Annotated in this window: 12 protein-coding genes; 8 read left to right on the top strand and 4 right to left on the bottom strand. The window is 56.8% G+C overall.

The window, feature by feature from the left end:
• Positions 1–62: 62 nt before the first annotated feature.
• The 4 genes from RCAS_RS02055 to RCAS_RS02070 all read left to right on the top strand — a co-directional run bounded on the left by RCAS_RS02055 (position 63) and on the right by RCAS_RS02070 (position 7753).
• Positions 63–734 carry a VOC family protein gene (locus RCAS_RS02055; RefSeq protein WP_011997932.1) on the top strand — a complete coding sequence of 224 codons (672 nt, stop codon included), beginning with the start codon at positions 63–65 and terminating at the stop codon, positions 732–734.
• A 233-nt stretch (positions 735–967) separates the two neighbouring features.
• Positions 968–4054: a site-specific DNA-methyltransferase gene (locus RCAS_RS02060; protein WP_011997933.1), complete on the top strand. Its 3087-nt coding sequence runs from the start codon at positions 968–970 to the stop codon at positions 4052–4054.
• On the top strand, positions 4044–4442 hold the full coding sequence (locus RCAS_RS02065; protein WP_011997934.1) for a four helix bundle protein: 399 nt from the start codon (positions 4044–4046) through the stop codon (positions 4440–4442). The genes RCAS_RS02060 and RCAS_RS02065 overlap by 11 nt, the downstream gene beginning before the upstream one ends.
• The gene (locus RCAS_RS02070; RefSeq protein WP_011997935.1) at positions 4439–7753 is read left to right on the top strand and encodes a DEAD/DEAH box helicase family protein; all 3315 of its coding nucleotides are present in this window, start codon (positions 4439–4441) and stop codon (positions 7751–7753) included. The genes RCAS_RS02065 and RCAS_RS02070 overlap by 4 nt, the downstream gene beginning before the upstream one ends.
• Before the next feature lie 130 nt (positions 7754–7883).
• On the opposite strand, the gene RCAS_RS24740 is transcribed toward RCAS_RS02070, so the two are convergent.
• Both RCAS_RS24740 and RCAS_RS24745 read right to left on the bottom strand, forming a co-directional pair.
• Positions 7884–8120 carry a hypothetical protein gene (locus tag RCAS_RS24740; protein ID WP_157042508.1) on the bottom strand — a complete coding sequence of 79 codons (237 nt, stop codon included), beginning with the start codon at positions 8118–8120 and terminating at the stop codon, positions 7884–7886.
• A 34-nt stretch (positions 8121–8154) separates the two neighbouring features.
• Positions 8155–8466, bottom strand: coding sequence for a hypothetical protein (locus RCAS_RS24745; protein WP_157042509.1), 312 nt, complete (start codon positions 8464–8466; stop codon positions 8155–8157).
• Positions 8467–8776: 310 nt separating this feature from the next.
• Here RCAS_RS24745 and RCAS_RS02075 point away from each other — a divergent pair, with 310 nt between their 5' ends.
• From RCAS_RS02075 to RCAS_RS24750, 4 genes are all read left to right on the top strand, one after another.
• Entirely contained in the window at positions 8777–9250 is a 474-nt protein-coding gene (locus tag RCAS_RS02075) for an SgcJ/EcaC family oxidoreductase (protein WP_011997937.1), read from the top strand.
• Positions 9251–9311: 61 nt separating this feature from the next.
• Complete coding sequence (locus tag RCAS_RS02080; protein WP_011997938.1) at positions 9312–10118, top strand: TapB family protein; 807 nt, start codon at positions 9312–9314, stop codon at positions 10116–10118.
• A gap of 8 nt (positions 10119–10126) precedes the next feature.
• A complete protein-coding gene (locus RCAS_RS02085; RefSeq protein ID WP_011997939.1) occupies positions 10127–10738 on the top strand; it encodes a hypothetical protein in 612 nt (203 codons plus the stop codon).
• Entirely contained in the window at positions 10695–11417 is a 723-nt protein-coding gene (locus tag RCAS_RS24750) for a hypothetical protein (RefSeq protein WP_157042510.1), read from the top strand. Before RCAS_RS02085 ends, RCAS_RS24750 begins: the two co-directional genes overlap by 44 nt.
• On the opposite strand, the gene RCAS_RS02090 is transcribed toward RCAS_RS24750, so the two are convergent.
• Positions 11411–12562 (bottom strand): transposase, encoded by a 1152-nt coding sequence (locus RCAS_RS02090; protein ID WP_011997941.1) that lies wholly within the window; start codon positions 12560–12562, stop codon positions 11411–11413. The genes RCAS_RS24750 and RCAS_RS02090 overlap by 7 nt on opposite strands.
• Positions 12563–13073: 511 nt before the next feature.
• A complete protein-coding gene (locus RCAS_RS24755) occupies positions 13074–13313 on the bottom strand; it encodes a hypothetical protein (protein ID WP_157042511.1) in 240 nt (79 codons plus the stop codon).
• Positions 13314–13376: the final 63 nt, after the last annotated feature.

Raw genomic sequence — 13376 nt, forward strand, 5'->3', positions numbered from 1 at the left:
AATAGGCGGATAGAGTCGGTCTACTTTATGTTGGGCGGCTAGCGAGATAGGATGTGATAAGCATGAGTGAACAAGGTTGGCAAGAGTTTCTTTCCGCTGAAGGAATAGACGATTGGGTCGTGCTCCACGGAGGAGCGACGGCTGTCTTTCGTGTCGGGTCCCTGAGCGAAGCCGTGCGGTTAGCCGAAGCAATCGCAGGGATTACCGGTCTTGAGGATTCGGGGGTCGTGATGACGATAGCGAATGACCATCTCACTGTTCGGCTGACGCGCGATATCTGGCGCCTCGAGCCGCGACACATTGAGTTGGCGCGGGCCATCTCTGCTATCGCGCAGGAGCATCATGTGCCCGCAGATCGTGCCGCTGTTCAGGAGGTGCAGGTTGCAATCGCGGCGAAGCGCGATGAGATAGATGTCAACTTCTGGCGCGCCGTGCTGGGCTACGTGCCGGCGGCTGACGACAATGCGGTAGACCCCCTTGGACATGGATCGACCGTCTGGATGCAGGAGCTCGACGAGAGCAAGCCCTTGCGTCACGCGATGCACATCGATGTGTCGGTTGCGCGTGAGCAGGCCATGGTACGACTGCAAGCAGCGCTTGCAGCGGGTGGACGCATTGTTGACGACTCTCATGCGCCCTCGCACTGGACGCTCGCCGACCGCGCGGGCAACCGCGTCTGTATCGCTGCGTGGCCTGATGGGTCCACCCGGAGACTATCGAGCGGCTCCGAATAGCGCATCTCTTGGGGCCTTGAATCGGCTATCGTTTTGGTCGCCGCGTCGCTGCCGAACAACCGCTTGGAGCGATATTGCACGAGCACTGCGCGGCAGGTTGGTTTTGCGATCGTGACAGTGCTCTCGGAGGCGTAGCTTTGCAGTGCCGCCCAACAAGCGTTTCCAGCCGACCCGCTCCGCGTGCGGCTGAGCGGCAAGCCGTTAGCTGCTCCTTTATTATATAGGCAAGAATCATGAAAACAATAACCTTAGAAAAATTCCAATCCCTCCTGCGTGAGCTGTTCCAGTTCGACTGCGCCGACCTCGATTTCGGCATCTATCGCATCATGAACCTCAAACGGGCGGTCATTGAGCGTTTCATCGCTGAAGACCTGCCCAAGGAGATTGCCGAAGAACTCCAGAGAGGCGCATTTGCTGAACAGGAACGGGCGCAACAGACCCTGAAAGAAGTCCGGCAGAAGCTGCTCGATGTCCTGGGCGAGGACGCGCTGGACGCAAACGGCAATCTGGCCGAGAAGTATCGCGAGACGAGAGCGGGCCGGGAATACCTGGAGGCGCAAGCCAAAGCCGCGGGCGGCCGCTCCGCCGAGGCGCTGGAAGCGGACGTATACAACCGCCTCTACGCCTTTTTCAGCCGCTACTGGCAGGAAGGCGACTTTATCTCCAAGCGCCGCTACTCGAAAAAGGAACGCTACGCCATCCCCTACAACGGCGAGGAAGTCTATCTCTACTGGGCCAACCATGACCAGTACTATGTCAAAACCGGCGAGTATTTCACTGACTATACCTACCAGGCGCCCAACGGCGTCACCGTGCAGTTCAAACTCAAGCAAGCCGATGTGGAGCAGAACAACGTCAAGGGCGAAAAGCGCTTCTTCCTGCCGCGCCTGGACGAAATCAGTTGGGACGAGCCCGCCCGTCTGCTCACGATTCCCTTTGAGTTCCGTCCGCTCACCGAGCAGGAAAACATCGCCTTTGGACAGAAGAACCAGCAGGAGTCCATCATCGCCAAGGCGGTCGCCGAGATTCCGAAGCGCGTCCAGGCTGCCGACGCCCTGGCCGCGCTGCTCGCTGAACGCCGCAAGACCGAAAAAGGCGAGACCGTCACCTGCCTGGAGCACCACCTGCGCCAGTACACTCGCCGCAACACGTCCGACTTTTTTATCCACAAGGACCTGCGCGGCTTTCTTTCGCGCGAACTGGACTTTTACCTCAAGAATGAAGTGCTCAACCTGGACGAGATGGAAGCCGCTGGCGAGGGGCTGGCCGAAGGCTGGTTTCAACTCATGCGCCTCATCAAGCGCATTGGCCTGAAGATCGTCGAGTTTCTCGCGCAGATTGAAGACTTCCAGAAGGCGCTGTGGGAGAAGAAAAAGTTCGTCACCGAGACCTTTTACGTGGTCGCCGTGGGCAACATTCCCGAAGCCTTCTACCCGGAAGTCGCCGCCAATGACCCGCAGTGGGAAGAGTGGGAACAATTAGGAATGGTGAATGCTGAATGCAGAAAGATGACTGCGGAAGAGCGCTCATCATTCCTCATGCATCATTCCTCATTGCCTTTGGACACGCGCCACTTCCCGCCGGAGTTCACCGACCGCCTGCTGGCGTCTTTTCAGAACCTGGACGAGATGACCGACGGCCTCCTGGTGCACTCCGAAAACTGGCAGGCGCTGAACCTCTTGCAGGAGAAGTACCGCGAGCGGGTGAAGTGCATTTACATTGATCCGCCGTATAACACCGGGAACGATGAGTTTCTCTACAAGGATAGTTACCAGCACTCCTGTTGGCTCAGTATGATGTCTCAACGCCTTTCTTTATCATCAAGTTATTTGGAAAGCCAAGGATGCCTATTCATCAGCATAGACGATATAGAGTTTCCCGCGCTGAGATATATGCTGCAACATCTATTCAGGGAGGACACTATCATTTCGGAACTGGTTTGGAAAAAACGTAGCGGCGGTGACATGACAGCCGGGCGAGGGGCACGGCTTTCCGTCGATCACGATTACGTAGTTGCAGCGTTAACCGAGGGCGCTTCTGGCTTTTCTGGTTTGCCTATTAGTGAGGAAGATTACACTAATCCCGATAATGACCCAGATGGCCCTTGGACCACTGGCGATTTGACGTGCAATAAAACTGCCGAAGAAAGACCCAATCTCTTTTACGATCTTATTGACCCTACAACAGGAAACGTGTTCAAGTGCAATCCTAAGCGGGTTTGGGCATACGAACCCGAGAAGATGAAGCAGTTCATCGAAAGAACCGTTAATGGGAGATGGCTGCCGAAGGTGCTATTCCCAAGCGATCCAACAAAACGTCCAAAGCTGAAGGTTTTTCTTAAAGAGCGCGAGAGAGCAACAAGACTGTTCTCTTCTTGGATGGAAGAGGTGCCGCTGAATGCTAAGGCAACGAGATTACTTGATAATATCCTCGGTCAGAGGGTGCTCCTTTATCCAAAGCCAGTTGAATTAATCGAGAGTCTTGCCAGACAAACCTTGATGAATGAGGCAGATGTGGTTCTTGATTACTTCGCCGGCTCCGGCACGACCGGACACGCGGTTATCAACCTGAACCGCAAGGACGGCGGCAGGCGCAAGTTCATCCTGGTGGAGATGGCGCAGTACTTCGACACTGTGCTCCTGCCGCGCATCAAGAAGGTCACCTTCACGCCGGAGTGGAAGGACGGCAAGCCCAGGCGCATGGCCACCGCCGAGGAAGCCGCGCGCTCCCCGCGCATCGTCAAGGTCATCCGGCTGGAGTCCTACGAGGACGCGCTTAACAACCTGACCTTTGATGAGGAAAGCGGCCAGCAGGCGCTCGATCTGTTCGGCCAAGAGTACCTCCTTTCCTACATGCTCAAGTGGGAGACGCGCCGCAGCGAGACCCTGCTCAACGTGGCGCAGTTGCAGTCGCCGTTCTCTTACAAACTCCACATCCACCGCGACGGCGAAACCCGCGAGCAGCCGGTGGACCTGCCCGAAACCTTCGCCTACCTGCTGGGGCTGGACGTGCAGACGCGCAAGGTGTATCGAAATGATGAACGCAGAATGATGAATGATGAATCTCATCATTCATCATTCATCACTCATCATTCCTACCTGGTTTATCGCGGGGCGCTGCGCGATGGCCGCAGCGTGGCCGTCATCTGGCGCGAGACCAAAGGCTGGACAACGGAAGACTACCGGCGCGACGCCGCCTTCGTCTCCGAACAGAAACTGGCTGAGGGCGCGGATGAGGTCTGGGTCAACGGCGATGCGCTTATCCCCGGCGCGCGCTCGCTGGATCCCATTTTCAAGGAAAGAATGATGAATGCAGAATGATGAATGCGGAATGCAGAGAGGAAGCATGGAGCAGAAACGGGATATTCTGGAGAGAACGAAGGCGTTTGCCTTGCGCATTATCCGCTTATATAGCGCCTTACCTCAGAAGACAGAGGCGCAGGTCCTGGGGAAGCAAGTGTTGCGCTCCGGCACGTCGGTGGGCGCGCAATTGCGCGAGGGCAAGCGCAGCCGCTCGGATGTAGAGATGATCAGCAAGACCGAAAGCGCGCTCCAGGAACTCGAAGAAACGGCCTATTGGCTGGAATTGCTCGCCGAATCCGGCATTGTGAAAGCCGAATTGCTCGCCGATCTGCAACGCGAAACAGACGAACTCACAGCTATCCTTGTTACCAGCGTCAAAACCCTGAAATCGCGGAAAGCCAAATGAACACTGCATCATCATTCACCGTTCATCATTCATCATTCCAACAACTCGAAAACCGCCTGGTCCTGCTGGCCTGGCTCAATAGCCTCTTTGGCTACACGAGCAACCGCGCGTTGCTGGAAGACTGCAAGAGCGTGGATGAAGGTTATGGCCCAGATGGGCGCAGTTTTCTTTACCATCACCTGGTTGCCCGCGGCAGTCAGGTTAAAATCTCCAACGACGACCTGGCGCGCTACGACGAAAACATCCGTCTGCACCTGGAGAAGATCAACCGTGGCCGCATTGAACGCATCACGTTGCGCTACTTTCAATACCTGGCCGCCTTGTACACGGAAATCTATCTCGACCGTCTTTTCAACCACCGTGGAGGGGCGGACGGCCGTCCGCCCCTACTGGCCGACCTCAATGCCTTCGCCACAATGCGGAATGATGAACGCGGAATGCGGAATGATGAACGCGGAATGCGGAATGATGAACGCGGAATGCGGAATGATGAACGCGGAATGCGGAATGATGAACGCGGAATGCAGCGCGATTCATCACTCATCATTCAGGATTCAGATTTGACGAAACTTGCCTACTGGATGGCCACCGGCAGCGGCAAGACGCTCATCCTGCACCTGAACTACCACCAGTTTCTGCACTACAACCGCGAACCGATAGACAACATCCTGCTCATCACGCCCAACGAAGGACTGAGCGAGCAGCACCTGGCCGAACTGGCCGCCTCAGGCATCCCGGCGCGGCGCTTCGACGTGAATGCCAGCAGCCTCTGGACTGGCGGTCGGGACATCGTGCAGGTCATTGAGATCACCAAACTTGTGGAGGAAAAGCGCGGCGGCGGGGTGAGCGTGCCGGTGGAGGCCTTCGAGGGACGCAACCTCATCTTCGTGGACGAGGGACACAAGGGCGCAGGCGGCGAGGCCTGGCGCAAGTACCGCGAGGCGCTCGGCGCGACCGGTTTCACCTTAGAATACAGCGCCACATTTGGGCAGGCGCTCTCGGCGGCGCGTAACGACCCGCTCACCGCCGAATACGGCAAGTCCATCCTCTTTGACTATTCTTACAAGTATTTTTACAGCGATGGGTTTGGCAAAGACTTTCGCATCCTGAACCTGCGCGATGAAACCCGGTCCGACCAGACGGAAATGCTCCTGATGGGCAATCTGCTCTCTTTCTACGAGCAGGTGCGGCTCTACGAGGAGCAAACCGACGCCCTGCGTCCATACAACCTGGAAAAGCCGTTATGGGTGTTTGTTGGGAGCACGGTCAACGCCGTTTATACCGAGAACAAACAGCCGCGCAGCGATGTGCTGACCGTCGTGCGTTTCCTGCATCACGCCCTGAGCGACCGCGACTGGGCGATCAAGACCATCAAAGCCGTTCTCGGCGGCAAGACCGGATTGGTCTCGCCGGATGGACAAGATGTATTTGCGGGCAGGTTCGGCTACCTGCGCAAGACCGGTGCGACGCCGGAGCAGCTCTATGACGATATCCTTCGGCGCATTTTCAACGCTCCGGCCGGCGGCGGCTTGCACCTGTGCGAGATCAAGAGCAGCCCTGGCGAGCTGGGACTCAAAGCGGCCAATGCCGGGGACTATTTCGGCTTGATTTACATCGGCGACACATCGGCTTTCAAGAAACTGGCGGAAGAGGAAGCCGGCGACATTGCGCTGGAAGGAGACGCCATAGCCCACTCGCTCTTCGAGCGCATCAACCGCCCGGATTCCGGTCTGCACGTGCTCATCGGCGCCAAGAAGTTCATGGAAGGCTGGAACTCCTGGCGCGTGGCCAGCATGGGCCTCTTGAACATCGGGCGGCAGGAAGGTTCACAAATCATCCAACTCTTCGGGCGCGGCGTCCGCCTGAAGGGCAAAGCCATGAGCCTCAAACGCAGCGCCGCGCTGGAGGGCAGCCATCCCCCACACCTGCGCCTGCTGGAAACGCTCAACATCTTTGCCGTGCGCGCCAACTATATGGCGCAATTCCGCGACTATTTGGAACGCGAGGGGGTGGAGGTCGAACCGCCCATCGAGCTGCCGCTCTTTGTCTGGGCCAATGAACAATTCCTCAAGCAGGGTCTGGTCGTGCCGCGCCCGCCGGAGGTCCGCGATTTTACAGCGGAAACCGCGCTTCTGCTTGAACCGGATTCTCGCATCCGCGTGCATGTGGATCTGTCGGTCAAGGTGCAGGCGATCGAGAGCACGCGCCTGGGCCTGCACACCGCCGACGTGCGCGGCGGTCGGGCGCAGGCGATTCCCGCCGAAAGCCTGGACTGGGTGGACTGGCAGCAGGCCTATCTCGACGTGCTGGCTTACAAAGCGCGCAAAGGATGGAGCAATCTGGTTATCCAACCGGAGACGCTTCGGCAGATTGTCGAACTAAAGGATAAGGGTGTCCCGGTTTGCACGGTAATTGCCGACGAGCGGGTAATTCGGCCGCAATCGTTCAGAGACCGCGCCCTGCTTCAGCAAGTCGTGACGCAACTCCTTTGCCGCTACGTGGATCGCTTGTATCAGACGCGCCGCGAGCAATGGGATGAGCAAACCATGGTCTATCGGCCGCTTGACGAAAACGATCCCAACCTGGGTTTCAGGCCGCCAGGCGTGAACGAAAAAAGGGCGGGCTATGTGATCAGAGTGCCGCGTTCGGAGCAGCAGTTGGTTGAAGCGGTGCGCACGTTACTCGAGGAGCAGGAACGCCTGTATCAGCAAGAAAACGCCGGCCTGCCGCGCATCCATTTCGACCGTCACCTCTATCAACCCCTGCTGGTAGATATGCCTGGGAAGGCGCAGATTGCCCCGCCTGGGCTGAAGGAGAGCGAAGCGCGCTTTGTGTGCGATCTGCGCGACTACTGGGACGCAGAAAAGAACAATTCGCTGGAGGGTAAAGAGGTTTTCCTGCTGCGCAACCTGAGCCGCGGCTATGGCATAGGCTTTTTTGAGGAACGCGGCTTTTATCCGGATTTCATCCTGTGGGTGGTGGATCAGGCAACAAAAGCCCAGCGTATTGTCTTCATTGAGCCGCACGGCATGGTGCATGCCAAAGCCTACATCCACGACGAAAAGGCGCGTCTGCACGAGCGGCTGCCCGTGCTGGCAGATGAAATCGGGAAACGGAGCGGCCGGACCGACATCACGCTGGACGCCTTTATTGTATCGGCTACGTCGTACGACGACCTGCATCAGCACTATGACGACGGAACCTGGGATCGCGCCAGGTTTGCCGAAAGACATATCCTTTTCCAAGAGCGTGGGCAGAATTACGATTACCTGAGGATACTGTTCGGGCAGCTAACCAGCGCTTCCACCTGACGCCGCTCTGCTGCGCTGCGCGGCGCAGGTGAAGCGCAGTCCGTCAGGCGTTTTCTTCTCAAGCATTCAAAGCAGAAGATTGACCGTGAGACGCTGGAGCAGCGCCGACAGGCCGTCAGGCGTTTTCTTCTCAAGCATTCAAAGGGTGTTGGGTTGCGCCGTGTGCGCCGTGCAGGTTGAAAGGCAAAGCCCATCCTTGCAAGTTGAGCTTCGGGTCGGTCAAGCCAGGTCGTTGGGCGGCGGCGGTTTTGGGTATGTTGCATTGCGTGAAGTCAGGGTGAGTGCCGCCCGTTTGTAAGAGTTCGGTTTCTGGTTCGGTCAGGTCGCTTGACAGCAAAGGTTCAGGTTCAGGTTCAGGTTCAATCAAGTCAGGTCGCTTGTATGGGGTTGCCTGGTTTGGGTCACGGTGTTGGTTGGCACAGGTTTTGATTCGCCAAAGTTCTTGTCGCTGGCAAGGTCGGTTTTCGGTCATGTCGAGTCGCCAAAATCGGCGTTACGGTTTCGGCAATTGTTCTGGCACGTTTGAGTCGGGTCTTGTCGGCGGGTCGGTTGGCATCAGGCAAGTTTTTTTTGTCGGTCAAGCAGTCTTGCAAAGAGTCTTGTTTTGTCAGGTTTGGTTTGGGCTTTGCTTCGGCAACGGCGCTTCCCCATTTCAGGAAATTGGTCAGTTTGGGGTGTTGCCAAAGAGCAAGTCTGTTGTACAATGTGGTCAAGGCAGTTGTGGTTCTGTCTTTGGTCAAGGTGTCTGGCGCAACCCGAAAACGCCTAACACCGTTTGCAGGCGGACACATTCGCTGCGCTCAGTGCAGGCAGCAGCTTCGCCGCTCCAGAGTCCGCGCCGCGAGCTAGCCGAGTAGTTTTTTGGGCGAAGGAGTCTTGCCCGCCCCGCCGCTGCCGCTGAAACCAACCGTTGGGCAGGTGAGTCAGTTTTGTTCTGTAGTTTCGCCTTTTTATAGTTTATGCGAAATTTTTGAGAAAACGACCGCCATATATGGCGTTTTGATTTTCTAAAAACCACCAAATATGGTGCTTAAACAAGATTGGCGAAACTACAGTTATAAAACGAACTGTGAAAAGGACAGGAACCATAGTACCGCCGAACAGCAAATCGAGCAGATTATCCACCGCCAGCAGGACGCCTGGAATCGCGGCAACGCGGCAGGTTATTCGCAGGACTGTGATGAGAACCTGTCGTTCACCAACATCGTCGGCGAAATGGCTTTCGGGCGGCAGGCATTTGAAGCCAAACATGCGTTTATTTTCTCTCACATTTTCAAGGGCAGCCGATTGGAGATGGACGTTCGGCGCATTCAGTTCCCCGCGCCGAACGTTGCGCTGGTGGATATTGTCTGCACGCTGCGCGACTACGTCGCCCTGCCGCCAGGCGTACCACCCCGTCCGGACGGTCTCTTGCGCACCTGCCTGCTGGAGGTGCTGATGCGCACGGAGGCTGGCTGGCGGGTGGTTGCCTATCACAATGTGGATGTGAAGGTATGAAAAGGCTCCTTTGTCTTTTCGCAGAAGGTGATGAAAGAGATTAGCAAATAGAGGAAAACCGATGAAGAAGATTTTTGTATGGATGATCCTTGTAGTGGCGCTTAGCGCCTGTGGGGCGCCTGCAAATTCAACGCCCGACTCGGCGCCTGCAAATTCAACGCCCGACTCGGCGCCTGCAAATTCAACGCCCGACTCGGCTCCAATCAAACCCACGCCCACTGAGCCGTTCAGCGGAGTGATCAATGAGTTCGAATCCACACAGACGCCGATCGCCAACCCCACCCCCGAAGGGGACAGCAACGAATGCGACAATCCCTTCTACCCCGTTGCGGACGAAGCCACCTGGTTTTTCAGCATTTCCACAGGCGAGAACGCCATCCATACCATGTCTGTGGATGACTTTGGCAAATTCACCATCACGGTGAAAGGCGCAAACAGCACGTTTACCATTGACGGTCAGTGCAACAGTGAGGGGGTCACCATCATGAACGTCCCAGGCGCACAGACCACCTATTCGGGCGAATACGGCAGTTCAGCCGTTACCACGGTCAGCGTCAGCGGCGTGAGCCTGCCCAATAACATTGCTCCAGGTCAGCAGTGGACGCAGACCATCACGGTTACCACGGAGTCGGGCACTTCGATTATTGAGACCAACTACACGGCGGTTGGATTTGAAAACGTCACCGTGCCGGCGGGAGAGTTCTACGCACTGAAAATCGAACAGGATGGGTATGTGACAGTCTTTGGGCAGAAGGTGGCAATGCACGGCTTCAACTGGTATGCCGAGGGCGTCGGTCCGGTCAAAGGCGCGATGGACGGCGCGCCGGTCCTTGAATTGATGATGTATGACATTCCCGATAAGAAATGAGGTAAGTCATGTTTGAAAGATCTCGTGTCACGATACTTCTTGCGCTTCTTGCCCTGACCTTGAGCGCGCCCGCCTGCGGGACCTCCTCCTCGCCCCAGCCTGCGCAGGAGGAAACCGCTCAATCGGTCCAAGCCACCGAACCGCCTGCCAATTCTTCCTCAGCGAGCGGGACAGACCCCAATGCGGTGGTCTCCTGTTCGCAGATCCTCCCACCCGATGAACTCAAGAACCTGCTCATCAATCTAACGCCCACCCTGACAGAGAATTCCTACCCGGGCGGTACCTCCTGCCTCTGGTCGTACGTCAATGCAGCGGGGCAGTCGAGCACCTTCTTCCTCCAGGTGGACTTCAGCCCGAACGCCGTGTCACTTTGGGAGTCCACGCGCCAATCCGAACTCTCGAATGAACCGTCCGATATCGTGGTCATTAGCATTGACGGCCTGGCAGATGAAAGTTATGTCTGGTCGTCCAAAACCACGGGGTTGAGTGTGGTCTATGCCCGCATAGGGGACAAGACCCTCATCATGCGTTACGTCCCGCAGGATGTCATTTACATGGCGAATGAATCGGGCATCATTGACATGGCGCAGCGGATTTTCGAGAGGATGTCTGGCGGATAAGAAAGGAACATCACGAATCAATACAAGTAGCTTGTTGTTTGCCGCCGCAGGCGCCTTGATTGTTGTGATAGGCATACTCGGCTTCCTACCTGCTGTACAGCGGCGGAATGATGCAAGACGGGGCGCCTTGATTGTGATAGGCATACCCGGCGCGTTGCCAGCGACATTTGCGCTGCTGGTGGTTTTTCAGGGGCGTCAAGTTTCCCCTCGCGGAGGGGGCAGCGGCTTTGATCCAGAACCGACTTCGGACCAATCGGTAATTCTAAAACCCGCGGCGCTGCCAGCGATGTGCGCCGTTCCAACGCCCGCCAAGCCGCCCAAAGACATGAAGACCTACAACTTACACACTTGCACGGTCATTTTTCCCAAAACCTTGCAGGTGAATTCGTATTGCCTCAACCCGGTCACCCAACTGGGCGGAGCAACGGTCATCCTGCCTCAAGGAACCTCCCAATACGTCAATCTGCCGCCCAATTGCAGCGTGGTTGTAGATGAAGACAAGCTGTACGCCAAAAAAGTGGCGTGTTATGGCGCGAGCGGCGCAAAGGTGACCCTCACGGTGCAAGATTCGTGCATCCCGGCAGACGCCAATCTGCCGCCCGTAGTAAAGCCATCTTGCCCGCCTGATTTTAAACTGACTGTAGTTTCGCCTTTTTATGGTTTATGCCTGATTCACTGACATTTCTCCTTGGCCAGGTGTCTTGGTGAGAGGGGCTCGAGCGCCAAGTTGGACAAAACCAACCGCAATTTGGGTAAGCGCGCGGTGGTAAGCGCTAACAAACACCGCCTGAGGAATCGCAGGCCTAGTTGGAAGATGCTGAGTTCGCGGCGCTTGCCGCCTGGGTCGAGTTCGGCCTGGACGCTGTGATCGTGGAGCGCCTGCTCGCCCAATTCGTGACGCCAAAGTGTGGCGATTGCGACCGCCAACAACAGGCGTTCTAGCCGTTGCGGGTCTTGGAGGCGTGTATGTTCCAGGTCAAAGCCGCCCGATTTGTCATCGCGGAAACTCTCTTCAATGCTCATACGCCAACCATATTCACGCAACCGCTGGTTGCAGGCGCGCCGATCGCTCATCACGGCCAGCAATTCCGGCGCCTGACCGCGTGCGCCTTTGGTCCAGGTTACAGAGAGGTTGGCAGGCCAGTCCTGCGACTGGGTGATGGCCGCGTTCCGCCAATAGCAGGCTTCCCCAGGCGGCACACCCGGCGCCGCGATGGACAGGCGGCGGCCATCCTCCAGAGTGATGAGGGTGTTGTTGGCCAGTCGGATGACATAATGCCAACCGACTTCCAGACACAGAGCGGCCCATTCTACATCGCGAAAGCCGCGATCGGCCGGAAACACAACGGCGCCGACGCGTGGGGCCAGGAACTCTGCGGCCCGCTGGATCAATGGACGCAACCGTTCGACGCTGGTCAGCCCTTTGCCCGGCACGACCACCCAGGACAAAGGGATGGCACGACTGCCATGTCGCAAGGAGAGACGGAAAATCTGCAAGCGGTCGCCGAAGACCATGACGCCGTCCAGGATCACCGCCGCCTCTGCGGCTTGCCATCCTTGCAACACCTTCTCCAGCAGGGGACGGTAGAATTGCCAGACATCGACGTACACATTCTTCAACCAACGGCGAATGCGAGCAATCCGCCCTTCCGCTTGCGCCGTGAGGGGCAAGTAAAGGGCAATCTTGCTTAATGCGACCGAACCACTGAGCAGAATCCCGCAGACGATCCACAACCAATTCGAGAGGTGATGGGCGTGTTTGACGTCGACAAGCGGACGAATGGGTTCTTCCATTTTCGAGTGCAATTCATCACAGGCGCTCATTGCTTGGCTCCTTGAAGAAGGGTTATATTCTCAAGTGTGCCAAAGCATGGGCGCTCCCATCAAGGTGTGTCATCAGGCAGCCCAGCCATTGAAATCGACGACTGGCCAGACCTTAACCCGCTGCGCGAGGTGCGTTCGCCGGTAAACGCAGCGACCACCTCAGGTCCATCCGATGCCGGAAGACCGGCCACGAGCGATCCCGAAGGTCATTTCAAGGTTTTGTCAGTGAATCAGGTGCTTAAACAAGATTGGCGAAACTACAGTTATTAAGAAAAATCGTTTGAAGAATTTTTCAACAGTGCAATGAATGAGAGACGTAAAAGAGGTTTGTAAGCTGTATTTCATAAAACTGCCCAACACCGTTTGCAGGCAGACACATTCGCTGCGCTCAGTGCAGGCAGCGGCTACGCCGCTGAAGGTACGCGCCGCGAGCCAGTGGAGTTGAGTTTAGGCGAAGGAGTCTTGCCCGTCCCGCCGCTGCCGCTGAAACCAACCGTTAGGCGTTTTCTTCTCAAGCATTCAAAGGGTGTTGGGTTGCGCCGTGTGCGCCGTGCAGGTTGAAAGGCAAAGCCCATCCTTGCAAGTTGAGTTTCGGGTCGGTCAAGTCAGGGCATTTGGCGGCGGCGGTTTTGGGTATGTTGTGTTGCGTGAAGTCAGGGTTTGAGCCTTTCGGTGGAGCGCCGCCCGTTTGCAAGAGTTCGGTTTCTGGTTCGGTCAGGCCGCTTGACAGCAAAGGTTCAGGTTCAATCAAGTCAGGTCGCTTGTATGGGGTTGCCTGGTTTGGGTCACGGTGTTGGTTGGCACAGATTTTGAT

The organism is Roseiflexus castenholzii DSM 13941 (assembly GCF_000017805.1).
Taxonomy (GTDB): domain Bacteria; phylum Chloroflexota; class Chloroflexia; order Chloroflexales; family Roseiflexaceae; genus Roseiflexus; species Roseiflexus castenholzii.